Genomic DNA, 22,370 nt, shown 5'->3' with positions numbered 1-22,370 from the left:
TTGCCGGGAAACCGGGAGGTGCTGGTGATGCCGGTGCGTCAGGAGGTGACGGTGAATCCGCTGAAGACGGCTTCGATGTTCTCGCCGGGGTAGTTGACGTTGGCCGCGCTGGCGACCATCCCCGCGTCTTCGGTGCCGGCGGCCGACGGCACCTGGGCGGTGCCGACCTGCGTCCAGGTCTGGCCGTCCTTGCTGGCGTACGCCGTGTAGGTGGTGGCGTCCCGGGTCAGCTTGAGGTACGCCGGGTGGTAGCTCGAGCCGCCGCCCGCCCAGGTGTCGAGCTTTCCGTCGCCGTTGCTGTCGGTCATGAACTCCAGTCCGTAGCTCTGGGTCATGGCCAGTACCGCGTAGCCGCCCTTCTCGGGTGCGGTCAGGTCGTTGGCGAGGGCGATGCCCGCCTTGCCGACCGGTGAGGTGCTGTTCTGTGAGACCAGCTGGGCCTGCACGGTGGACTTCTCGCCGGCCGCGTCGTCGCGGTAGATGACGCCCTTCTCGTCCTTCCAGCCGGACAGGTCCTGGCCGCCCGCCCAGATGGCGAACTGGTCACCGGCCTGGGCGTATTGAGGGTCCTCGGAGGTGGTGTCGGTCGTCAGATAGGGCGCCTGCACGCCGCCCGGGGCGGCCTTCACCTGCGCCTGCACGGTGTCCGACACCTTCGTCGAGCCCTTGGGCCCGGTGTAGGTGGCGGTGCCGGTGAGGGCATGGCTGCCCCAGCGGGCGTCCTCGGCCGGGGTCACCGTCCAGGTGGTGGTGAGGGTGGCGCCGTTCTTGAGGGAGCTCGCGGTGGTCGGACCGGCCGACTTGGCGCTCCAGCCGTCGGGCAGGCCGAGGGCTGCCTTGACGCTCTTGATGGTTCCGGTGCTCCAGTTGGTCACGTCGGTGGTCACCTGGAACGGCTTGCCGGCGTCGGTGGCCGGGGCGTCCGGGGTGATCAGGACGGAGGCGGCCGGCGCGTCGTCGCGCTTGAGTGCCTTGATGGCCTTGGCGGCGCCCTTGGCCTTGAGGTTGACGAAGGCCGGCGTGACGCCGAGCGGCGCCGCGTACCCCTTGAGGGTCTGGGGGCCGCGGATCACCGTGCCCTGGTTCACGTCGTACCAGGTGCCCGGCGGCAGATGAACGGAGCGGGTGGCTCCGGTGCTCAGCTTCGGCGCGGCCAGCACGGCCGGGCCGAGCATCCACTCGTCGGCGACCGTGTAACTCGCCTCGTCCTTCGGGAAGTCGAAGAACAGCGGCCGCATGATCGGATCGCCGGTCTTGAGCGTGCTCTGCACCTGGTCCCAGATGTAGGGGGCGAGCTTCTCGTGCGTCTTGATCGCCTGCCGGTAGAGGTCGACCGTCTCCTGGTCGTAGTCGACCTTCTGCCCGGTGGTGGTGTCGTTGGTGTCCACCGGCGAGGTCGATGCGTACATCAGTGGCATCAGCGAGGCGGATTGCGCCCACCGCACCAGTACGTCCTTCGTCGGTGCGGGCTGGCCGCCGGAGCCGCCGATCATGTCGGACTCGACGAACGGGTAGCCGATCGTCGAGATGGCCAGGTTCTGGGAGGCGGAGGCGCGCAGGGAGTCCCAGCCGGTGCCCTTGTCGACCTGACGGGTGACGAAGCCGGCCTCGTGGGCCGTCTTGTTCCAGTGCACCCGGATGCCGGCGCCCTGGAGGTCGAACTCGTCGGCGAGCTGGGTGCCGAGCTTCTGGTAGTCCGTGACCTGCGAGCCCTCGCGCGGTGCGCACCTCTCGTCGAAGAAGCGGGTGTCGAACTTCAGCCCGTCGATGTCGTACGTGTCCATGAGGGACTTGAGGTTGCCCTCGTACCAGGCCTTGGCCTCGGGGTTGGCCAGGTCGATGATCCCTGCCTCGCCGTTCCACCAGGTCACGTCACACGGCTTGGTCTTGTCCTTGGCGTCCATGAGCAGATAGCCGTGGTCGACCGCGTACTGGTAGTTGGCGGAGTCCAGGTTGATCCACAGGGTGACCCAGACGCCGAAGTCGAACCCCATATCGTGGATCTTCTTGGAGAGGCCCTTGGGGTCGGGGAAGGTCTTGGGATCCCAGGTCAGATTCCCGTAGTTCGACTCCCACTTGTCGTCGAGCTGGATGGTGTGCCCGTCCAGACCGTTGTCGTGGAGGTCGGTGGCGTAGTCGAGCAGTTTCTCCTGGTCGACCTTGGTGTAGAACTGCGCCCAGGAATTCCACAGCGGCTTGGCGTACTGCTCGTACGGGGCGTCGGACTTGGTGGGTTTGCCGACGATGCCGATGTAGTCGCGGTAGACCTCCAGCGGGGTCGACTCGACGAACACGGTGGCCTTGTAGGTGTCGGGCGACTCGATGATGAAGCTGCCGAGGCCGTCCTTGCCCTTGTTGAGCGCCACGTCCATGACGTTCCCGGTGTCGACGCGCAGACCGGTCGACTTGGAGGTGTACCAGAACGGGTCGATCATGTGGTACGACGCCGGGCCGAAGGTCTTGTGGTCGACCTCGCCGGCGTCGAGCGGCCAGGGCTGGTTGGTGCCGGGACCGCCCTGCGGGGTCTCCGCCTCGCCGTGGCCGTACCAGTGGCCGGCCGACGACAGGTCGTAGGTGAGGCCCAGCTGCGTCGGTGCGCCGCCGTGGACGTCCCAGTCGAGCTGGTAGCGGTCGGCGCGGGGAGTGATCCGGGCCTCGACCGTGGCGCCGTCGAGCGTGCTGTCGGCGGTGATGGTCAGGACGCCGTTCTTCCACGTCCAGCCGGTGACGCCGGTCGCGTGCTGCCAGGTGCCGTCCGCTGTCGCGAAGCGCAGGGCGCCGGTGTCGCCGGATGTGGTGGCGAGCACGGTCTTCCCGGCGCGGCGCGTGGTGAGGGCGAGTTCGTCGGTGGCCACGTCGAGGGTGTAGCCGGGGGTGTTGACCGAGGCCGGCACGGAGACCGTGACGGCGTGCGCGGTGCGGGCCACCTTCGGCTCGGCGGTGGCGGTGGCGGTGCTGGCGGCGGCGGCCGTGGCCGCGGCGGTGGAGCCGGTGAGGGGCGCCATCAGCATGGCGGCGGTCAGTGCGGCAGCGAGCAACAGGCCGCCGGGACTGCTCAATCGGGCGTGCACTCGTGTCCTCCTGTCGGACAGGACGGTGGCTCAGGAGCGGCGGTGCGTGGTGCCGGTGGCGTGCGGAGCGCACGGTCACTGAGAAGCGCGGTGCCCGCCAGGGGCTGCGTTCTGCTTGATGCTGCGTGCAGATGCAATATTCCAAGCGATTTCGCACATGCTCTTGCGAGAAACGCCACCTGTCAACATGTGGGGAACCAGGCGCTCCGAGTGTCCCGAGGGGTGTCGTCGAGCAGCTGTTGTCCCTGGTGGCGGTCTGGTCCCGGGTCCCGCTGACCGGCCTCGGCAGGCCCGGAAACCGTTCGTAACAGACGGGTAAATTCTGCGTGCCCCGAGATCTTCCGGGGACGCCCGGTCAGGCCAGGATCACGGAACGGGTCAGATGGCGCGGATTGTCCGGGTCCAGCCCACGCGCCGAGGCGAGGGCGGCGGCCAGCCGGTGCACCACGACGAGATCGGCCAGCGGGTCCCGGCCGAGCGCCACCAACTGCCCGCCGGTGCGCGCGATTTCCTCGGCGAGGCCGAGTGGCAGGGCGGCCGGGTCTCCGAACCACCAGGCCACGCGGCCGGGTGCGGTGACGCTGATCGGGCCGTGCCGGTACTCCATCACCGGGTAGGCCTCGGTCCAGGCGCCCGCGGCCTCGCGCATCTTCAGCGCCGCCTCCTGGGCGATCCCGTACGCCCAGCCCTGCCCCAGGAAGGTGAACTGCTCGGCCTCCAGCACCCCGTCCGGCAGCGGTGCGTCCAGCGCCGAGTCCCCCTGTGCCGGCAGATGCCCGAGGTCCTCGCCCAAGTGCGCCCGCAGAAGCACCAGTTCGGTGCTCGCGAACCGGGTCTGGACGACCGAGGTCTCGTCGGCGAAGTCGAGCACGACGACGGCGTCCGCCGGCCCCGTGACAGGCGACTGCGGCACCGCGGTCACCGCGGTCGTGGGGGTGTGCTCGCGCAGTCTGCCGAGCAGCTCCAGCACTTCGGTCGTGGTGCCGGACCGGGTCAGCGCGAGCACCCGGTCGTAGGCCCGCCCAAGCGGCATCTCGGAGGCGGGGAAGGCGTCGGTCTCGCCGTGACCGCCCGACTCCCGCAGTGCCGCGTACGCCTGGGCGATGAACCACGACGTCCCGCATCCGACGACGGCCACCCGCTCGCCGGGCCTGGGCAGCGCGGCGGAGACGGGCCCGTCGGGACTCCCGGCCAGTGCCACGGCCTGCCGCCAGCAGTCGGGCTGGGTGGCGATCTCTATGTCGGTCTGAGTCATCGCGGAACTCCCGTCTCGGGCGCACGGTGTGACCGATACGTGACGTGACGGCCCTTGACACCATGCGCGTTTCATTGAGCATCATGCCGTTAGATGATTGATAGCACTAAGAATCGAGCATAAACAAGCAAGCGAGCACGCAGTCAGGCGAGCACGCGCTTGAACCAAGCACGCCATGCGTGCGGAGAGGTACTCCGTGAAACGGCACCTCGCGGGCCTCGCCGGGGGACTGGCCCTGGCACTGGCCCTCACCGGTTGTGGCAAGGGCAGTTCCTCGGACAGCGGCGGATCCGACGGCAAGACGATCAGGTTCGTCGCGGCGAAGTACGACGACGACACCCAGGCCTACTGGACCGCTCTGATCAAGGACTTCGAAAAGGCGAACCCCGGCTACCGGGTGAACCTCGAAGTCGTGGACTGGGAGCAGATGGACTCCAAGGTCAAGACGTACGTCCAGACCAAGCAGGAACCGGACATCCTCAACTACAACAAGTTCTCCGACTTCGCCCGCGACGGCCTGGTCCACCAGGCGCAGGACGTCGTCTCCCCCAAGGTGCTGGCCGACTTCCTCCCGCTGTTCCGGCAGAAGGCGCAGTACCAGGGGAGCCAGTACGGCCTGCCCTTCATCTCCAGCGCACGCCTGTTCTTCTACAACAAGGACATCTTCGCCAAGGCGGGCATAGCCCAACCGCCGTCCACCTGGGCCGAGGTCGAGGCAGACGCCAAGAAGATCAAGCAGGCCGGCTACATCGGCCTCGGGCTGCCCCTGGGCCCCGAGGAGGCGCAGGCCGAGTTCCAGATCTGGGCGATGAACAACGGCGGCGGCTGGACCGACTCCTCAGGCAAGTGGGCGATCGACCAGCAGGCCAACGTCGACACGCTCAGCTATCTGCGGAAACTGACGAAGGAAAAGGTCACCCAGCCCAACCCGGAAGCCACCAACCGCAAGGACGTCTTCAACCAGTTCGCCCAGGGCAAGATCGGCATGCTCAACGGGGCGGTCTTCATGCGGAAGGGCTTCATCGACCCGGTCGACGCCACACTGAACTACGGCGTCGCGGCCCTGCCCAGCAAGGACGGCAGCACCCACAAGACGCTCGGCGTGCAGGACTACCTCGTCGCCTTCAAGAAGAGCGACGGGTCGAACAAGGGGGCGGTCAAGAAGTTCCTCGACTTCTTCTACCAGAAGGAGAACGCCGCCAAGTTCGTCTCCACCGAGGGGTTCCTGTCGGTCACGGGGTCGGCCGGTCAGGTGCTCAGCTCCGACAGCAAGAACGCCGCCTACTACAAGCCGTTCGTCGACGCCCTCTCCAGCGCCGAGTTCGCCCCCACCGACGACCCGGCGTGGGCCGCGGTCGACGGTGCGGTGAAGCAGCGCATCGGCACGGGGGTGGCGGGCGGCGACCCGGCGAAGGTCCTGGCCGAGATCCAGAAGACCGCGCAGAAGGGCGACTGACTTCGGTGGCCGTACACGATGTCACCGCACGCGCCACCGGGGCCGAACACCCGGCCCCGGAGGCGCCTGCGCCGTCCCCGCCGCGCCGCCGTCGCAGGACCTGGCGTGCGCTGGAGCCCCTGTTGTGGCTCGGTCCCGCGACCCTCCTCATCCTGACCATGGTCGTCTGGCCGATCATCGAGATGATCCGTACGTCCCTGACGAAGGTGAGCTCCACCGGACTGTCCGAGGGATTCGCGGGCCTGCGCAACTACACCGACCTCTTCGCCGAGGGCGACCTGCCCGGAGTGCTGCTGCGCACCGTCGTGTGGGTCATCGGGGTCGTCACCGTCACGATCCTGGTCTCGCTCGGCCTGGCCCAACTGCTGAACGCCAGCTTCCCAGGACGCCGTCTGGTGCGGTGGGCGATGATCGTGCCCTGGGCCTCGTCCGTACTGATGACGGCGCTCATCTGGCGCTGGATGCTCAACAACTTCTACGGCGTGATCAACCGGCTGCTCATGGACCTCGGCGTGCTGGACGCCCCCGTCAACTGGCTGGCCCATCCGGGTCAGGCCCTGGCGGCGATGATGGGCGTGGCGGTGTTCGTCTCGCTGCCGTTCACCTCGTTCGTCCTGCTGGCCGGTCTGCAGAGCATCCCCGGCGAGGTCTACGAGGCGGCGCGGGTGGACGGCGCCGGCCCGGTCCGCGCCTACCTGGGCATCACCCTGCCGCTGCTGCGGCCCTCGCTGGTGGTCGCCGCGATCATCAACGTCATCAACGTGTTCAACTCGTTCCCCATCATCTGGGCCATGACGCGTGGCGGCCCCGGCTTCACCACCGACACGACCACCACCTACCTGTACAAACTCGCCTTCGACAACCAGTCGGTGGGGGAGTCGGCCGCCATGGCCGTCGTCAACTTCGGGCTGGTCCTCGCCGTGGTGCTGGTCTACCTGCGCGTCGTCCGCCGACAGGAGGACACCGCGTGAGCAGGACCGCCGTCATGTCCCGCAAGGCCGCGCCGCGCAGGAGGCGGCCACGACCGATGAAGCTGCGCACCGTCCTGCTCACCGCCGCCGGCTGGCTGGTGGCGCTCGCGTTTCTCGCGCCCTACGCGGAAATGCTGCTGACGGCGCTCAAACCGACGCCCGAACTGATGGAGTCCCCACCGTCCTACCTGCCCTCGCACTGGCAGTGGTCGAACTTCACGCAGATCTGGTCGCTCACCGACCCGCGCGTCGGCGACGCGCTGCTGTTCTCGCTGTACGTCGCCGGGGCGTCGACGCTGCTCGCCCTGGCCGTCGGGCTGCCCGCCGCGTACTACACCGCCCGGCACCGCTTCCGCGGGCGCGGTGCCTTCCTGATCCTCGTGCTCGTCACCCAGATGTTCGCGCCGACCGCGCTGCTGGTCGGCATCTACCGGGAGATGGTCAGCCTCAACCTGACCGACACCGCTGAGGGCCTCATCCTGGTGAACGCGGCGTTCAACCTGCCGTTCTGCGTGTGGATCCTCAACGCGTACTTCGCGAGCATCCCCAAGGAACTCGAGGAGGCGGCCTGGCTCGACGGCACCGGGCGGTTCGGTGCCCTCACCCGGGTCATCCTGCCGCTCGCCATGCCCGGTGTGGTGACCGCGCTCGTCTACACCTTCATCGGCGCGTGGAACGAGTACGTGGTGGCTCTCACGATCACCTCGTCCGGCAACCGGATGACGCTGACCAGGGCGATTCCCGGCTTCGTCACCTCGTACCACGAGCAGTGGCAGTACCTGTTCGCCACGTCCGTCGTCGCGATCGTGCCCGTGGTGGTGCTGTTCGTCTTCGTGGAGCGCTACCTCGTCGCCGGCCTGACAGCGGGCGGCGTGCGCGGATGACGCCGGGATCCGCATCGGAGCCGGGGCCGTCGCGGGGGCCGGTATGGGAGGGGCGCGCGGCGTCAGGCGCGGATGACCTCCACACCGGCCGCCGTGAACGACTCGGTCAGTTCGTCCGAGGCGGCCTTGTCGGTCACCAGGACGTCGATGTCCTCCACCGGGCAGATGCGGGCGAAGGCGCGCCGGTCCAGCTTGGAGGAGTCGGCGACCGCGACGACCTGCTGCGCGCGGCGGGCCAGCGCCCGGTTGATGCTTGCCTCGCCCTCGTGGTGGGCGGTCGCCCCGTGGGCCACGTCGATGGCATCCACTCCGATGAAGACCTGGTCCAGTGCGATCTCCGCGAGCAGTTCCGTGGCCAGCGGCCCGATCAGCTCATAGGACGCCGGCCGGGCCACCCCGCCGGTCACCACAAGCTTGACGTGACGCCGTACGACCAGCTCGTTGGCGATGTTCAGGGCGTTGGTCACCACGGTGACCGCCGTCTCCGCGCCGCCGGAACTCAGGTCCGCGCGGGTGGCCAGCGCCCGCGCCACCTCGGTGGTCGTGGTGCCGCCGTTCAACCCCACCACGGCACCGGCCTTCACCAGCCCGGCGGCCGCGTGCGCGATCCGCTCCTTCTCCGGAGCGTTGCGCGCGGCCTTGTAGCGCAGCGGCAGGTCATAGGCGATCGCGTTGAGCACGGCTCCGCCGTGCGTGCGGGTGACCATCTGCTGGCGGGCCAGCTCGTCGAGGTCGCGCCGGATCGTCGCGGCGGAGACCCGCAACTCCTCGGCAGCCGGTTCGACTTCGATCCGACCGTCGCGCGTCAGCATCTCCAGCAGCGCGCTCCACCTGGCCTGCGGTGCCGCCATGTGTCACAACTCCCCGTTCGTGGTGTGCGCCACGATGTGCGCACCTCCATGAAACCACAGCGTTTGATTGGGTGTTTTATGGTCACCAAACGAGCAAAACCCTGCACACCCCGTGAGCCCTCGCGGCGGCCCCTGGCGTCGTCGCGGCCGTCGTACCCCGCGATCGGAGGGCGGCCGTGCCGCTGACTCCCACCGCCGACGTGGTGAGCTCCGCGTACCGGGACGGACGGGCCGTCGGCGCGTTCAACGTGATCACTTTGGAGCACGCCGAGGCCGTTGTCACCGGGGCGGAAGCCGCGGGCCGCCCGGTCATCTGCCAGATCAGCGAGAACGCCGTGCGGTTCCACGGCAACCGGCTCGCCCCGATCGCGCGCGCCACCGCCGCGCTCGCGGAGACGGCCGCCGTCCCCGTCGCCCTGCACCTGGACCACGTCACCGACGAAGCGCTGATGCGCCGCGCCGCGGACTGCGGCTTCGGATCCGTCATGTTCGACGCGTCCGCGCTGCCGCACACCGAGAACGTGGCCGCCACGCGGTCCGCCGCGCAGTGGGCTCACGCCCAGGGGCTGTGGCTGGAGGCGGAACTCGGCGAGATCGGCGGCAAGGACGGAGTGCACGCACCCTCGGCACGTACGGACCCCGACCAGGCGCGTGACTTCGTGTCCGCCACCGGGGTCGACGCACTGGCCGTCGCGGTCGGCAGCTCCCACGCGATGACCACCCGCACCGCCCGGCTGGACCACGACCTCATCGCCCGCCTCGCCAAGGCGGTCCCCGTACCACTGGTCCTGCACGGCTCGACGGGCGTGCCCGACGCGGAGCTCACGCAGGCGGTGGCGGCCGGCATGGTCAAGATCAACATCGGCACGGCGCTGAACGCCGCCTTCACCGGCGCGGTCCGCGACACACTCGCCGCCGCACCCGCGACAGTCGACCCCCGCCCGGCGCTCACAGCGGCGCGACTGGCGATGGCCGATGCCGTGACCTCGGCGCTGCGCACCCTGTCGGGCGGTGGGCACGGAACGGGATGAGCCGACGAGGGCCCGCCGGTCCCGGCGGGCGTTGCGAACCGCTCCCGGTGCGAAGCGTGAACGCCCGCTGGGGTGTTCGGACTTCCGGTCGCTGGTGAGTCGTCAGGGCCGCCCCGAGGGCGAGGTGGTCAACCACCTGAACCGAACGGTCCGGGCCGACGGGCCGGTGACGAACTCACCCTGTCCGCGCCGTTCGGCGATGTGGTCCTCGACGACGCCGACAGCCGGCCTCGGCCGGTAGCGGTTGTACCATCCGCTGACCGCCGGTGGAGAAATCCGGTCGACAGGCCGGCCCGCGACGCACTGTGATGGCTCCGACCGCCCGACGCGTGGAGCGGGCCGACAGGGAGCTGCTCTTGGCAAGCGAGAACACCGCGGACACCCGTCCGGTGATCGATGTGCACCTGGTCGTGCGGCTGCTCGAAGCGCAGTTCCCGCAGTGGGCCGCGTTGCCTCTCGAACTGCTCGACCCGGCCGGTTCGGACCATGTGATCTACCGGCTGGGCGAGGAGCTGTCCGTCCGGCTGCCCCGCCATGCCGGCGCGATCGGGCAGGCCAGGAAGGAGTCCGAGTGGCTTCCCCGGCTCGCCCCACACCTGCCGCTGGCCATCCCGGATCCGGTGGGGGTGGGTGAGCCTGACTTCGGCTATCCATGGCCGTGGGCGGTGTCCCGCTGGCTGGACGGGGAGGTCGCGACCGTCGAGGCATTGGCCTCCTCGTACGGGACTGCCGTCGAGCTGGCGGAATTCCTGACCGCTCTTCAGCGGTTCGTGCCCGAGGACGTCCCCGCCGGGCACCCTGGTGCGGACCTCGCCGGCCCGCCGTTGGCCGAACGTGACCGTGCGACGCGGGCCGCCATCGCGGAGGTTGACGGCAGATTCGACATCGCGGCCATGACCGAGCTGTGGGACGCGGCGCTCGGCGCCCCCGGATGGGACCGCCCCCCGGTCTGGTTCCACGGAGACTTCCACACCGGCAACCTGCTGACCGTCGACGGCCGCCTCAGCGCGGTCCTCGACTTCGGCGGGCTCGGCATCGGCGACCCGGCCTGCGACCTGACCATCGCGTTCACCCTGATGTCGGCCGGCAGCCGGACTGCCTTCCGGGAGGCGCTCGGCGTGGACGACGCCACGTGGACCCGGGGCCGCGGCTGGGCCCTGACCACCGCTCTGAACGCCTACACCTCCTACGCCGCCGTCAACCCCCGGGTCGCCGCGCAGACCACCCGGCAGATCACCGAGGCGCTGATCGGCTGAGCAACCGCGTGATCACCGTGCCGACCCGCCCGGGCGCCGAGATCATGCTCCGTTCCGGCGCTGGTCACCGCTGTGCCGGCGGAGTCGGTCGGTGTGGCGGGCGACGTCGTCGACGCGCGCCGCGAGGTCGGGGTGGCCGGGAGCGAGATACGCGTGCGTGGCCGTCAGGGGGCCGAGCAGGGCGGCGGCGTCGTTGTCGGCGAGGGCAGTCGTGAGTTCGGCGAGAGGGGTGCGGGCGGCGGCGGGGAGGTCGGTGAGCGCGGTGATCTGGCCGACGAGCTGGCGCAGGTCCGCGGCGTTGGCGCGGGCCCAGGCGGTCACGGTGCGGTCGGCGGCCCGGCGGTCGCGGGTGGCCTGTACCCGTTGCTCACCCGTGGACCCCGGGTGGCCGGGGCGTACGCGCAGGTAGCGGCGTTCGGCGGCCTGACGGCTCGAGACGCCGAGGGGGTGGGCGAGGTCGGCCCAGTTGGCGCCCGCTTCCCGGGCCACTTCGATCAGGCCCGGTTCCCACTCGGCGAGTTGATCGCGTACTTCACGCAGCAGCAGGAGCGTCGCGAGTGCCTGCTCCGTGCTGGTCCGGGCGGGCTCGGGGTGATCCCCGTCGTGCGACGTCCGGGCCGTGCGCAGGGCCTCGTCGATCGTGCTCAGCGCTGTCGCGGCGGCGAGGAAGGACGTGGGGGTGAGAGCGCGGGCGGGGGAACTGGGTCGATCGTCCGTGGTCATGGGGCCTCCAACAAGGCTGTCGCCCTTCCGATGACATTCAACTTGTCATCGCTTGGATGACATGTTACAACGAAGACAGGTGAACCGCATTGGCAGCAAAGTGCCTGACCTGAACACTGGAGGTGTTTCACCATGTTGATGCGCACCGACCCGTTCCGTGAGCTCGATCGACTCACCCAGCAGCTCCTGAACACGACCGGCACCTGGTCGCGGCCGTCGGCGATGCCGATGGACGCCTACCGCGAGGGCGAGGAGTACGTGATCGCCCTCGACCTGCCCGGCGTCTCCAAGGACGCGATCGACATCGACGTCGAGCGGAACATGCTGACGGTCAAGGCCGAGCGGCGGCCCGTCGCCAAGGCGGACGACGTGCAGATGGAGCTCTCCGAGCGCCCGCTGGGCGTCTTCTCCCGCCAGGTCGTGCTGGCCGACACCCTGGACACCGAGCACATCAAGGCGGACTACGACGCGGGTGTGCTGACCCTGCGGATCCCGATCGCCGAGCGCGCCAAGCCCCGCAAGATCGCCATCGGTGGCGGCTCCGCGCACAAGGAGATCAGCGGCTGAGCCCCCTCCCAGCCGCGCCGGAGGCGGGAGGACGGCCTCCCCGTGGTCGTCCTCCGCTCTCCACTCGCCGCACTACACACAAGGGAGCAGCGATGGGCATGCGATGGGAGGCGTTCCTGGACCAGGTCAAGGAACGCGGTGAGTACAAGACCGCCGAGGAGGCCGAGCGGGCTGCCCGCACGGTGCTGGCGCTTCTGGGCGCGCACCTGGTGGGCGAGGTACGAGCGGAACTCGCGGCCCGGCTCCCGGAGGAGTTGGCCCTCCTCCTGCTCAATCCGCTCCAGGCACACGAGCCACTCTCCCCGGAGCGGTTCGTGCGGGCCACCGCGGCGTGGATCGAGGGAGCCACCGAACGGACCGCGGCCTGGGACGTGGGCGCTGTGCTCAGCGTGGCCGCGGACGCCGCGGGCGAAGAGCTCACCCACCGGGTGCTGCTCCAACTCCCCGCGGGCTACGACCTGCTGTTCGGCTTTCCGCAGCGCGTATAGCCCGCGGGCAGCGACCACCCTCCCCCTGACCGAGCGGCGTCGGCGGCCGACGGACACGCCCCCGGGCCACCGACGTCGCGACCACACAAGACGAGAAAGGCAACCGCGTCACCGATGATTTCCCTGCAGGAGCCGTGCCGGTCCACCACGGGCATGACGTTCGAGCAGATGCTGCAAAGGGTGCGGTACGAAGGCGCCTACCCCACCCGAGCACGGGCCGAGGAGACGCTGCGCGCGGTGCTGGCCGCGTTCGGGCGCCAGCTCACGGGCGATGAGCGGGTGGAGCTCGCGGCCAGACTGCCGCACGAGGCCGCCGTCACCTTCACCTCCGAGATCCCGACCACCGACCCCCTCACCGGCTGGGGTTTCGTGAAGGACCTGGCGTCCCGCACCGGCGGCACGCCGGCCACCACTCGCTGGGACACCGGAACCGTCCTGCGCGCCGTGGCCCAGCTCGCGGGTGAGGATCTCCTCACCCGCATCCTCGCCCAACTCCCCTCCGGCTACGCCCTGCTGTTCGGCCGCGCCGAACTCACCCAGGCGGCCTGACGCGAGGGAGGCCGTGGCACCCCTGGAAGCGGCCGGCCCTTGCCTCGTACGGCGGCCGGTCTCCTCCCCCCGGCGGCAGCCAACGAGCAATTCCGCGGCCTGATGGGGGGAGGAGCGGTACTCAGCGCACCGGGAAGCCGAAGGAGTACCCCTGCTGCTTCAGCCACGGCAGGACCTCGCGCAGGGCGGCCACGGTCTGGGAGCGCTCTCCGCCGGCGTCGTGGAAGAGGACCGTCGGGCCGTTGGACATCTCGTTCTTGACGGTGGTGATGATGGCGTCGGTGCCTGGGCGCTCGAAGTCCTTCGAGTCGACGTTCCAGCCCAGCGGCCGCATCCCCCGGGACGCGGCGAGGTGCCGGCTGTAGGGGGTGAAGGCACCGCCCGGCGCCCGGTAGTACAGCGGCCGGACGCCCCCGGAAGCTTTGGTGATCATGCGTTCGGCGTCCAGGATCTCCCGTTTCTGGGAGGAGTCGGGCTTGGTGTCCATGGTGGTGTCGTGCGAGACCGAGTGGTCGCACAGCCGGTGACCGCCCGCCACCACCGCCTTCACCAGGTCCGGATGGGCCTGCGCCTGCGTGCCCACCATGCAGAAGGTCGCCTTCACGCCGTTGTCCCGCAGTACTTGCAGCACCTGCGGTGTCCAGACCGGGTCCGGCCCGTCGTCGATGGTGATGTTGACGCCGCGGGCGCCGTGGTCCGAGGCATGGACGATGTCCGCGGACACCGGAGCCCCGCCGCTGCCGGCCGGTGCGGAGGGCCGCGCGGAGACGCCCGCGCCTGCCTGCCCTCCCTCAACGGGACCGGCCTGCGCGGTCCATACGGAGGTGGCGGCGGCCATCGCCGTCACCCCGACCGCCGCCGCGAATACCCGGCCGTACCATCCCCGCCCGCCATGCCGCGCCATGTCCGCCCCTGCTCCCTCGTCCTGGTGGATCCCCCTGCACTCGTCAGGACGGAAAAAGGGCGCCCCGGGATCCCTCTGTTACGGATCAAGGACAATAGGGCGGAGGTTCTGAGACGCGTGGCGGCGGCCAGCCCCCCGTTTCCGGCCGGCGCTGCGATGGCGCGGTTCAGGGGAGCAGGGGGCCGCACAACAGGGCCGCGGGGCCAGGCGTGCTGCCCAGTCGGGTGGTGAAGGCGATACCGGCGGCGTACTCGTCGGCGGCGCATTGGCCCTTGTAGTGGCCCTCGGCGAAGTCGCCGCCGGAGCCATCGGCGGGCCGGTTGTCGGACCGGTCGACCCAGACGGTCCGTCTGCTGAGGCCCGGTGCGGTGCGGGCGGTCGCGCACAGGGCCGCCGACACCTGGTCACCGCGACGGCTGTAGCCGATGAGGAACTGCCGGGCGGGGCACTGGAGTTTGGTGTAGCCGCCGGCCCAGTCACCGCCCGGAGGGACATGGCGTTCGTCGGTGACGACCGTCTGGGTGTCGTCCGCGGCGCGCAGGTCACCTGCGGTCGTGTCGGTGCACAGGCCGCGGCCGCCGGTGTGGCTGAGGCCGATCAGCCGCAGGCCGTCCGGGCAGGCGGCCTTGTACGCCCCGGGATCCCAGTCGCCCCCGGCCCGCACCCGCAGGGACCGTACGTGGTCGCCGTGGTCGGTGGTGAGCATGCGCCAGACGGGCGCCGGCGCGATGTACCCGGTGCGGGTCGCGGACGTCATCATGTGGTCCCAGGCGGTGCGGCGCCAATCGCTCCCGTCGAGGAGGCCGTAACGGTGCCCCGCGGTGTCGTAGCGCAGCAGGGCCCAGTCGTCGTGGTCCTCCCATCCGACGAGGGGCCAGTAGGCGAAGTCGGCGTCACGGTCGGCGAAGTAGTCGGTGAGATTGCCGAACCAGGCACGGGCGGCGGTCCCCGTCTCCTTGGCTCCGATGCCGAATTCGCTGATCCACACGGGCGCGGTGTAGTGCTGTCCTTCCGTGGTGACGAAGAAGGCCTGGTCGGTGAGGACTTGGGACAGCTGGTCGTGGGTCAGGTCCTGGTAGCGGGGGTCGTGGGTCTCGCCGATTCCGGTGGCGCCGCTGTGCCGGGGGCCTGTGTAGCCGTAGAAGTGGGCCGAGTAGACCAGCTTGTGAGTGTTCAGGAGGGTGTGCGAGAGGGTGCGTACGGGCGTGAGGGTGGGGCGGTCGTGCGGCAGCCCGTCGACGGGCACGCCGGTCCAGTTGATGCCCTCGATGACAATGAGGAGATCGGGGTCGGCCTCGGTGAGGATGCGGTCCGCGGCGAGTTGGGCCGCCGCGTACCAGTCGTGGCCGTCTCCGCTGCCCCAGTTGGGGTCGTCCAGTACGTCACGGCGCACTTCGTTGTACAGATCGGCCCCTACGACACGGGAGTTGGCCGCGTAGCGACGGGCCATGAAGACCCAGTCGTCGGCCCACTGCTGGGTGGTCTGACCGCTGTTCCACCGTTCGTTGCCGTCCACGCCGCAACACCAACGGGAGCTGTTCGTATGGTTGTTGAGGATGACCGCGATGCCGTCCTGGGTGAGCGCGGCCACCACGGCGTCGTAGATCTGCAGGGGCGTCCTGCCGCGCAGCCGCGGGTTGGCCGCGACGGCGGCGTCCGGCACCGGAGCTGTCACGCGGATCATCTCGTTGGAGAACGGCAGCCGGATGCTGTTGATCCCGAGCTCGTGGATGTCGGCGAGCAGCTCGGGCAGCGCGACGCGGTCCAGGCCGAGGGGTATGCCGTAGGAGTTCTGGCCTGCGTGGTGGTTGGCGGGATCGGCGGTGTCGCCACTTCCTGTCCAAGAGCCCTGTGCACCGTCCCAGTTGGCCGACTTCAGACGGAGCCGTCGCCCCTGCGCATCGACGATGTACCGGCCACGGGTGGACAACGGCGGCTGCCAGCTGTCCGCCGCCGGGCGAGTGCTCTGGGCGGGGGCCTCGGATGCGGCGGGCTTCGGGGCGGTGGCGAGTGCGGTCGGCGTCGTGGTCAGCAGCGTGAGAACCACGGCCGCTGCTGTCAGGTACTGGACAAGTCTGACGGTCGGCATCCGGGTCCTCTGAGGGCGCGTGGTGGGGGAGGCGGGCGAGCAGTGGCTGCCAGCGTACGAAGGAACACCGGCGAGGTCGACGTCAGTTCTCGCCACCGTGCTCCCTCCTGCCGACGCGGCGGCAGGGGCCGGGCGGAGGCGGGAGCCCGCCGCCCGGCCCCGGGAGCCGCTGATCAGATGTCGGGAGGGGGAATCCGGGTGTAGGTGAGGGGATTACTGGTACCGGCGCCGGTGGTGACGGTGACGCTGACCGGCCCGTCGGCGCCCGCCGGAGCCACGGCGGTGACCTGGGTAGGGGAGACGACCGTGAACGCCGCCGGGGTGGAACCGAAATGGACTTCGGTCGTGGTGGTGAGGTCGGTGCCGGTCACGGTGACAACGGTGCCTGCGTGGGCCGGTCCCTGGTCGGGGACGAGGGAGAGCAGGGTGGGCAGCGTCAGGTAGAGGTAGCCGGCTGGGTTGCTGGTGCCGCCGGGGGTGGTCACGGTGACGGCTGCCGCGCCGGTCGCGTGGGGTGGGGTGACCGCGGTGATCTGGGTGGCCGAGTTGACGGTGAAGGACGTCGCGGCCACCCCGCCGAAGCTCACGGCCGTCGCGCCGAGCAGGTCATTGCCGGTCAGCGTGACGGTGGCGCCGCCCGCTGTGCTTCCGGACGCAGGGGTGACGGCGGCGAGCGAGGGAGAAGTGGCGTAGAAGAAGTACGCGCTGGGACTGTCGGGGTTGCTGGTGCCGCCCGGCGTGGTCACGGTGACGGCCGCGGCTCCGGCCGTGTGGGGTGGGGTGACCGCGGTGATCTGGGTGGCCGAGTTGACGGTGAACGATGTCGCGGCGACGCCGCCGAAGGCCACCGCTGTCGCGCCCGTGAAGCCCGTGCCCGTAAGGGTGACGGTGGTGCCGCCGGCGACCGGCCCCTGGGTGGGCGTCAGATTGGTGAGGGAAGGTGCCGAGAGGTAAGTGAACGTCAGGGCGTTGCTGGTGCCGCCGGGGGTGGTCACGGTGACGGCCGCGGCGCCGGTCGCGTGGGGTGGGGCGACGGCGGTGATCTGGGTGGCCGAGTTGACGGTGAAGGACGTCGCGGCGACGCCGCCGAAGGCCACCGCTGTCGCGCCGGTGAAGCCCGTGCCCGTGAGGGTGACGGTGGTGCCGCCCGAGACGGGCCCCTGGGCGGGCGTCAGATTGGTGAGGGACGGTGAAGTGGCATAGGTGAAGGGCACCTGCTGGATGCTGGTGCCCTGACTGGTGGTGACGGTGAGGTTCACCGAACCGGTGCCCGACGGACTGACCGCCGTGATCTGGGTGCTGCTGTCGACAGTGAACGAGGTGGCGGGCTTGGCGCCGAACCGGACGGTTGTCGCTCCGGTGAAGCCGGTACCGGTCACGGTGACGGTGGTGCCGCCGGCGGCCGGTCCCTGGCTGGGACTGACCGAAGCGACCACAGGGGCAGCCATGGCTGTCCTCCTTCGGTAGGACGCGCTCGTGATGCGAGTCGGGGCACCTCCGGGCGGCGGACGGCCCGTCGCCCGGGCGGCGTGAGGGGTACGCCGCCCGGACGCGGTTCAACGCCTCCGTCGCGCGAAGGCTGCCGGATGGATCAGATGCCTGGACCTGCGACGTAGGTGAAACCGCCGACTTCGGTGGCCGACCCCGCGGGGTTGGTCACCACTACGTCGACCGCGCCCGCGATGCCGGGCGGCGTGACCGCCGACAGCGTGGTGGCGCTGATCACCGAGAACGGGGCTGCGACCCCGTCGAAGGTGACCGACTCGGTGCTGCTGAGGTTGGTCCCGGTGATGGTGACCGCCGTACCGCCGGAGGTCGGGCCCGAGGTCGGGCTGAGGGTGGTGATCGTCGGGTTGTCGATGTACGTGTACGTCAGACCGTTGTTGGTGCCACCGGCGGTGGTCACACTGACCCCCGCCGGCCCGGCCGCGGCGCCCGCCGGAACCACGACGGAGAGCTGGCTGTCGCTGACCACGGTGGGGGTCGCGGTCGCGGCGCCGAAGGAGACGCTGGTGGCCGTCGACAGACCGGTGCCGTTGATGGTGATGGTGTTGCCGCCGGCCAGCGGCCCTGAGGTGGCTCCGAGGGCACTCTTGAACGGAGCGCCGACGTAGAAGAACGACACCGGGTTGCTGGTTCCGCCGGGTGTGGTCACGGTGACGCCCACCGTGCCGGTTCCGGAGGGGGAGACGGCGGTGACCGTGGTCGCTGAGACCTGGGTGATGTTGGTCGCCGACTTGGTGCCGAACTTCACGGCACTGGTGTTGGACAGGTTCGTCCCCGTGATGGTCACCAGCGTTCCGCCGCCGGTGGAACCCTGATTCGGAGAAATGGGCATGGGGCACTCCTCGCTGGATGATGGAGACTTGCGAGGAACCGGCAAAGGGTCCCCGGTCACCGGTTGCCGCGTCTGCGGACCAACCCTGCCGACAGGCAGGCCTGCTGCTCTCATCCCGGGCGATCGAGGAGCAGTCGGTGTTACCGGACACGGGGCGAGGGAAGAGTCGGCTGCTTCCGCACACAGGGTGGGAGCTGCAGCAGCCGTCGGGCATCCCCGGGCAAAGAGATAACCGGCAAGGGCTGCCCTTCTCAACCATGCCCCGGCACGGGATGGGCAGCCCGCCGGTTCGCACTCTCAGTGACTCATAGGTCCGATCGAGTGACAAGAGCCGTCAACTCACCTCACTCGAAAGAGGGATGAATAGCTCGCTTGTCCTCATCAACGCTTGATGTTGAAGGGCTCGGATTGACGGTGTGATCCGGGGCCGTGTCAGCCGGTGCCGCGGACGGCACCGGCTGAACGGGATCCGGGTTCCCCACCGGGGGTGCCCATCGCGGTATGCCGGCCTGGGCACCCGGACTCTTCCGGAGAGCGCCGCGGGTGGACCGACCGACTGCCGCATCCCCCGGCGAGGACGGGCAGCCCACCGGTCGGATCTGCTCCAGTTATTCATCGCGGCTATGCCAGCAGCAAGCCCCTCCTGGCCCGACTCACACGAACGGCCCAACGCATCTTTCACGGCCGCTCGCCGACGAGCGGCAAGTAGGAGGGGGAAGGCGACCGATTGACACGCACAGACGTGCGGGCTGTTGCGGAGGCGCTGCCCGCCGAGCCGCCCCGAGCCGCGCCCTCACCCGTCCGGATCCCACTGGGTGCGCACGGCCGACGCCCGCGATCACAGTGGACTGCTGACGACGACCCACGGGGCCGGGAGCGCCCGTCCGACGAAGTGAGGACAACCAGTGCTGACCGTCAAGACCCTGCGCGGCCTGGCCTTGGCCGTGCTGCTGAGCACATCGGTGCCGGGCCTGGCCGCACCCGCCACCGCCGAGAGCCTCACGTCGCGTCGAGCGGCCACGGTGCCGTGCGGAGACGTCACCGAGCTGATCAGACAGGTCAACCAGGCCAACACCGTCGGCTCCGGCGTGATCATGCTCGCGGCCGGCTGCACCTACACGCTCACCGCTCCCGCCGAGACATCCGGGCCCGAGGGGGCCAACGGACTTCCCACCGTCACGGGACAGCTGATCATCTACGGCAGTGCCGCCACCATCATCCGCGACTCGGCCACACCGTTCCGCATCGCCGAAGTCGCACCCCAGGGATCCCTGAGGCTCCAGGGGATCACCGTGTCCGGGGGCAGCGCCACCGCGGATCCCGGCACCGACGGCGGCGGCATCCTGGCACGCGGACGACTCGCCCTGGTCGCCTCCGCCGTCACCGGCAACACCGCTTCGCACCTCGGCGGCGGTATCGCGGTGGCGTCCGGCGCCACCGCGCAACTGACCGCCACCACCGTGTCGGGCAACCAGGCCTCCGACGGCGGTGGGATCCACGTCGACACCACGGGCCGACTGACCGTCACCAGCGGCTCGGTCAAGTACAACAACGCGACCTACACCGGCGGGGGGCTGGCCAACTTCGGCTCCACGGTGCTCAACGGCAGCACGATCCGCGACAACACGACCGACTACTTCGAGGGCGGCGGCATCTACACGGCAACCGGGCCCCTCACGGTCACCGGCGGCAGCGTCTCGTGGAACACGGCCACCACATTCGGCGGAGGCATCGCGAACTACGGCAGCACCGTCCTGCTGGTGGGCACATCCGTGAGGGACAACACCGCCGGAGAGTCGGGTGGGGGCGTGTTCCAGGAAATGGGCACGTTCCGCCTGGTCGGCAGCCCGGTCATCGGCAACACGCCCGATCAGTGTGCCCCACCCGGCGCCGTCCCCGGCTGCCCGCAGTGACCGGACCCAGTCCCCTCTCCGCACCGAGGCGATGCGATGCCCGACCGTGCCGGCCCTGTCCGCCCTGAGAGTGCCCCACCACGGTGGATCGCGCAGCACCGGCCGCCGGAGCAGGCACTGTTCAGTGGCGTCTACGGACTGGTGCTGGCCAGCGCTCTGGCGGCCGCGCTGGACGCGACGGGCGAGAAGGCCGATCCCGGCGCGGACGCGCTGTGGGTCCTGCTCACCGCGCTGGCGTCGGGCGCCGCTCATGGTTACGCGCACGTCATCGCCCAGCGTGCGTCCGGCGACAGGGCGGCAACGACGAACAGACGGCAGTTGGTGTTCGCCGAGTGGCCCCTGGTCGCCGCCGTGCTGCCCACGGTGGCGATGCTGCTCGCCGCGGTGGCCGGGTGGTGGGCGGAGTCCACGGCCGTGGACGTGGCCCTGGTCTTCAACACCGTCGCCCTGTTCGGCTGGGGCACCTGGGCCGCCCGCAGCGCCGGACACGGATGGCCGTCCTCGTGCCTGGCAGGGGGCCTGGACATGGTGATCGGCCTGGTGATCATTATCGCCAATGCCCTGATCAAGTAGGCAGGCGACGGGGCGCCACATCCGCGGGAATGACCGGCTTCCCGCGAACTTGTGCGGGACGCCCTGGCTGAGATCCGCACCAGACCATGGTCGCGTGAGCGCCCTGTGGCGTGCGCGTCGTGTCGCTGATCCGGCGTTCCAGGGTTTTCGTTCAGACAGGCGGGCCGAAGGGCGGGTGCGCACCGTTGAGGAAGTAGTCCCCGACGTCGCGGAGGCGGTGGGCGACGGGCGCCTGCAAGGTGTGGGTCCGCACGTTGCGCCAGAAGCGGTCGAAGCCCAGCCGCGCGGAGGCGGAGCGGGCACCGACGATGTCGAGGGCGCGGGTGGTGGATTCCTGCGCTGCCCTGGAGGCGGCGGCTTCGGCCACGGACACGAGGACCGAGATGTCCGCGTATTCGTCGTAGGTGAGCGCCTCGCCGCATGCCAGGCCGCCCTGCACGGCTTCCAGCGCCTGCTGGGTGAGTGCGGAGGCGGAGCGGGCGAGGACGGTGAGTTCTCCGTAGGCGGTCAGTACCTGCGGGTCCTGGTGAGAGCTGTCCGGCCAGGCGGGATGCCGGGGTGAGTGGCCCGCCCTGCTGTACTCACGGGCTTCAGCGAGCACCCCCTCAGTCATGCCGAGGAGGAGCTGGACGGAGAGGAGACGCCCGACCGGCGACGCGAGGGCGGCCAGCGGTGACAGGACCTCCTCGTCCGTGGACAGGGAGCAGAGTACGTCCTTGGCGGCGACCGGTACGGCGTCGAACTCCACGCTCCCGCCCGCGGCGAGCCGCTGGCCGAAGGTGTCGGCGTCGCCCTCGACCCGCACGCCGTGACGGGCGGGATCGACAACCACGGCCAGCGGTTCGCCGGTGTCGGTCCGCTCGGCCCGCACGGCGAGACGGTCGGCGACCAGGACCCCCGTGGCGTAGCTCTGCCGACCGTCGAGTACATAGCCACCGGCCTTCCTGGCCAGCGTCAGCGGCATTTCCTGAGGGGCCAAAGCACCACCCCAGCACCACTGTTCGGCTGCGGACTGCCGCTCGACCTGAGCGGCGAGAGCGGGCTCGGCGAAGTACCTGGCGCTCCACGACAGGAAGTAGTGATGGCCGAGGAGTTGACCGATCGCGCCGTCGGCCGCGGCGATCTCCCGGACGACGGCGTACGCCGTCAGCCAGTCATCGCCGCCTCCCCCTAGCTCGGCCGGTATGAGGAGCGTCAGCAGTCCCGCTTCCCGCAGTCCGGACACCTCGCCGAACGGGATCTTGCCTGCCTGCTCCCTGGCCACCGCGTCCGTGGCGAGGTCGTCCGCCGTCTCGCGGGCCACGCGCAGCCAGTGCGCACGGCCGGGCCCGGTCCGGTCGGATTCCGAGGCCGGTCCGGACGGCGCAGTGGCAACGCCCATGGCGGTGGTCTCCTCAAGCTCGGTGGCAGGGCGGCGTGTTGTCGGGGCCCTCTTGCTGGTCGGGCACGTG

Annotated in this window: 19 protein-coding genes; 10 read left to right on the top strand and 9 right to left on the bottom strand. The window is 70.1% G+C overall.

The window, feature by feature from the left end; translation table 11 throughout:
• Nucleotides 1–38: 38 nt before the first annotated feature.
• Nucleotides 39–3,011, bottom strand: a complete 2,973-nt coding sequence (locus ACFYRY_RS23720; protein WP_389150239.1) for a TIM-barrel domain-containing protein — start codon at nt 3,009–3,011, stop codon at nt 39–41.
• A gap of 415 nt (nt 3,012–3,426) precedes the next feature.
• Nucleotides 3,427–4,326: an SIS domain-containing protein gene (locus tag ACFYRY_RS23715; RefSeq protein WP_389148970.1), complete on the bottom strand. Its 900-nt coding sequence runs from the start codon at nt 4,324–4,326 to the stop codon at nt 3,427–3,429.
• Between the two features lie 175 nt (nt 4,327–4,501).
• Between ACFYRY_RS23715 and ACFYRY_RS23710 the strand changes: the two genes are divergently transcribed.
• From ACFYRY_RS23710 to ACFYRY_RS23700, 3 genes are read left to right on the top strand one after another with little or no spacing between them, the layout of a single operon-like run.
• A complete protein-coding gene (locus ACFYRY_RS23710; protein ID WP_389148968.1) occupies nt 4,502–5,782 on the top strand; it encodes an extracellular solute-binding protein in 1,281 nt (426 codons plus the stop codon).
• Nucleotides 5,783–5,787: 5 nt separating this feature from the next.
• Entirely contained in the window at nt 5,788–6,753 is a 966-nt protein-coding gene (locus tag ACFYRY_RS23705; protein WP_389148966.1) for a carbohydrate ABC transporter permease, read from the top strand.
• Nucleotides 6,750–7,637, top strand: coding sequence for a carbohydrate ABC transporter permease (locus tag ACFYRY_RS23700; RefSeq protein WP_389148963.1), 888 nt, complete (start codon nt 6,750–6,752; stop codon nt 7,635–7,637). The genes ACFYRY_RS23705 and ACFYRY_RS23700 overlap by 4 nt, the downstream gene beginning before the upstream one ends.
• Before the next feature lie 62 nt (nt 7,638–7,699).
• Here the strand turns inward: ACFYRY_RS23700 and ACFYRY_RS23695 are convergent, their stop codons facing one another.
• A complete protein-coding gene (locus tag ACFYRY_RS23695) occupies nt 7,700–8,488 on the bottom strand; it encodes a DeoR/GlpR family DNA-binding transcription regulator (protein ID WP_389148960.1) in 789 nt (262 codons plus the stop codon).
• A gap of 176 nt (nt 8,489–8,664) precedes the next feature.
• Between ACFYRY_RS23695 and ACFYRY_RS23690 the strand changes: the two genes are divergently transcribed.
• Together ACFYRY_RS23690 and ACFYRY_RS23685 are read left to right on the top strand one after the other, a co-directional pair.
• A complete protein-coding gene (locus ACFYRY_RS23690; RefSeq protein ID WP_389148958.1) occupies nt 8,665–9,519 on the top strand; it encodes a ketose-bisphosphate aldolase in 855 nt (284 codons plus the stop codon).
• A 356-nt stretch (nt 9,520–9,875) separates the two neighbouring features.
• Nucleotides 9,876–10,775 carry an aminoglycoside phosphotransferase family protein gene (locus ACFYRY_RS23685; protein WP_389148955.1) on the top strand — a complete coding sequence of 300 codons (900 nt, stop codon included), beginning with the start codon at nt 9,876–9,878 and terminating at the stop codon, nt 10,773–10,775.
• Between the two features lie 42 nt (nt 10,776–10,817).
• Here the strand turns inward: ACFYRY_RS23685 and ACFYRY_RS23680 are convergent, their stop codons facing one another.
• Nucleotides 10,818–11,498, bottom strand: coding sequence for a type III effector protein (locus tag ACFYRY_RS23680; RefSeq protein ID WP_389148952.1), 681 nt, complete (start codon nt 11,496–11,498; stop codon nt 10,818–10,820).
• 132 nt (nt 11,499–11,630) lie between these two features.
• Between ACFYRY_RS23680 and ACFYRY_RS23675 the strand changes: the two genes are divergently transcribed.
• From ACFYRY_RS23675 to ACFYRY_RS23665, 3 genes are all read left to right on the top strand, one after another.
• Entirely contained in the window at nt 11,631–12,065 is a 435-nt protein-coding gene (locus ACFYRY_RS23675; protein ID WP_356769490.1) for an Hsp20/alpha crystallin family protein, read from the top strand.
• 92 nt (nt 12,066–12,157) lie between these two features.
• The gene (locus ACFYRY_RS23670; RefSeq protein ID WP_389148950.1) at nt 12,158–12,553 is read left to right on the top strand and encodes a DUF2267 domain-containing protein; all 396 of its coding nucleotides are present in this window, start codon (nt 12,158–12,160) and stop codon (nt 12,551–12,553) included.
• Nucleotides 12,554–12,706: 153 nt separating this feature from the next.
• Nucleotides 12,707–13,102 (top strand): DUF2267 domain-containing protein, encoded by a 396-nt coding sequence (locus ACFYRY_RS23665; protein ID WP_389148947.1) that lies wholly within the window; start codon nt 12,707–12,709, stop codon nt 13,100–13,102.
• 121 nt (nt 13,103–13,223) lie between these two features.
• Here the strand turns inward: ACFYRY_RS23665 and ACFYRY_RS23660 are convergent, their stop codons facing one another.
• The 4 genes from ACFYRY_RS23660 to ACFYRY_RS23645 all read right to left on the bottom strand — a co-directional run bounded on the left by ACFYRY_RS23660 (nt 13,224) and on the right by ACFYRY_RS23645 (nt 18,433).
• Nucleotides 13,224–14,006, bottom strand: a complete 783-nt coding sequence (locus ACFYRY_RS23660) for a polysaccharide deacetylase family protein (RefSeq protein ID WP_389148945.1) — start codon at nt 14,004–14,006, stop codon at nt 13,224–13,226.
• Between the two features lie 166 nt (nt 14,007–14,172).
• Entirely contained in the window at nt 14,173–16,095 is a 1,923-nt protein-coding gene (locus tag ACFYRY_RS23655; RefSeq protein WP_389148942.1) for a glycoside hydrolase family 5 protein, read from the bottom strand.
• 173 nt (nt 16,096–16,268) lie between these two features.
• On the bottom strand, nt 16,269–17,543 hold the full coding sequence (locus ACFYRY_RS23650; RefSeq protein ID WP_389148940.1) for an IPT/TIG domain-containing protein: 1,275 nt from the start codon (nt 17,541–17,543) through the stop codon (nt 16,269–16,271).
• A gap of 143 nt (nt 17,544–17,686) precedes the next feature.
• Nucleotides 17,687–18,433: an IPT/TIG domain-containing protein gene (locus ACFYRY_RS23645; RefSeq protein WP_389148937.1), complete on the bottom strand. Its 747-nt coding sequence runs from the start codon at nt 18,431–18,433 to the stop codon at nt 17,687–17,689.
• Between the two features lie 905 nt (nt 18,434–19,338).
• Here ACFYRY_RS23645 and ACFYRY_RS23640 point away from each other — a divergent pair.
• Nucleotides 19,339–20,346: a right-handed parallel beta-helix repeat-containing protein gene (locus ACFYRY_RS23640; protein WP_389148934.1), complete on the top strand. Its 1,008-nt coding sequence runs from the start codon at nt 19,339–19,341 to the stop codon at nt 20,344–20,346.
• 36 nt (nt 20,347–20,382) lie between these two features.
• Nucleotides 20,383–20,919 carry a hypothetical protein gene (locus ACFYRY_RS23635; RefSeq protein WP_389148931.1) on the top strand — a complete coding sequence of 179 codons (537 nt, stop codon included), beginning with the start codon at nt 20,383–20,385 and terminating at the stop codon, nt 20,917–20,919.
• A gap of 151 nt (nt 20,920–21,070) precedes the next feature.
• On the opposite strand, the gene ACFYRY_RS23630 is transcribed toward ACFYRY_RS23635, so the two are convergent.
• Complete coding sequence (locus ACFYRY_RS23630) at nt 21,071–22,300, bottom strand: acyl-CoA dehydrogenase family protein (protein ID WP_389148928.1); 1,230 nt, start codon at nt 22,298–22,300, stop codon at nt 21,071–21,073.
• Nucleotides 22,301–22,370 lie beyond the last annotated feature (70 nt).

This window comes from Streptomyces sp. NPDC005263 (genome assembly GCF_042872365.1).
Taxonomy (GTDB): Bacteria; Actinomycetota; Actinomycetes; order Streptomycetales; family Streptomycetaceae; genus Streptomyces.
The sequence above is the reverse complement of the archived record's forward strand: the minus strand, read 5'-3'. Positions and strand labels throughout refer to the sequence as shown.

What these genes read in the sequence shown, in the direction of transcription:
- ACFYRY_RS23645 (WP_389148937.1), bottom strand. Translation starts at nt 18,433, where the DNA reads ATGCCCATTTCTCCGAATCAGGGTTCCACCGGCGGCGGAACGCTGGTG.
- ACFYRY_RS23715 (WP_389148970.1), bottom strand. Translation starts at nt 4,326, where the DNA reads ATGACTCAGACCGACATAGAGATCGCCACCCAGCCCGACTGCTGGCGG.
- ACFYRY_RS23655 (WP_389148942.1), bottom strand. Translation starts at nt 16,095, where the DNA reads ATGCCGACCGTCAGACTTGTCCAGTACCTGACAGCAGCGGCCGTGGTT.
- ACFYRY_RS23695 (WP_389148960.1), bottom strand. Translation starts at nt 8,488, where the DNA reads ATGGCGGCACCGCAGGCCAGGTGGAGCGCGCTGCTGGAGATGCTGACG.
- ACFYRY_RS23660 (WP_389148945.1), bottom strand. Translation starts at nt 14,006, where the DNA reads ATGGCGCGGCATGGCGGGCGGGGATGGTACGGCCGGGTATTCGCGGCG.
- ACFYRY_RS23630 (WP_389148928.1), bottom strand. Translation starts at nt 22,300, where the DNA reads ATGGGCGTTGCCACTGCGCCGTCCGGACCGGCCTCGGAATCCGACCGG.
- ACFYRY_RS23675 (WP_356769490.1), top strand. Translation starts at nt 11,631, where the DNA reads ATGTTGATGCGCACCGACCCGTTCCGTGAGCTCGATCGACTCACCCAG.
- ACFYRY_RS23670 (WP_389148950.1), top strand. Translation starts at nt 12,158, where the DNA reads ATGGGCATGCGATGGGAGGCGTTCCTGGACCAGGTCAAGGAACGCGGT.
- ACFYRY_RS23650 (WP_389148940.1), bottom strand. Translation starts at nt 17,543, where the DNA reads ATGGCTGCCCCTGTGGTCGCTTCGGTCAGTCCCAGCCAGGGACCGGCC.
- ACFYRY_RS23635 (WP_389148931.1), top strand. Translation starts at nt 20,383, where the DNA reads ATGCCCGACCGTGCCGGCCCTGTCCGCCCTGAGAGTGCCCCACCACGG.
- ACFYRY_RS23665 (WP_389148947.1), top strand. Translation starts at nt 12,707, where the DNA reads ATGACGTTCGAGCAGATGCTGCAAAGGGTGCGGTACGAAGGCGCCTAC.
- ACFYRY_RS23710 (WP_389148968.1), top strand. Translation starts at nt 4,502, where the DNA reads ATGCGTGCGGAGAGGTACTCCGTGAAACGGCACCTCGCGGGCCTCGCC.
- ACFYRY_RS23680 (WP_389148952.1), bottom strand. Translation starts at nt 11,498, where the DNA reads ATGACCACGGACGATCGACCCAGTTCCCCCGCCCGCGCTCTCACCCCC.
- ACFYRY_RS23720 (WP_389150239.1), bottom strand. Translation starts at nt 3,011, where the DNA reads ATGCTGATGGCGCCCCTCACCGGCTCCACCGCCGCGGCCACGGCCGCC.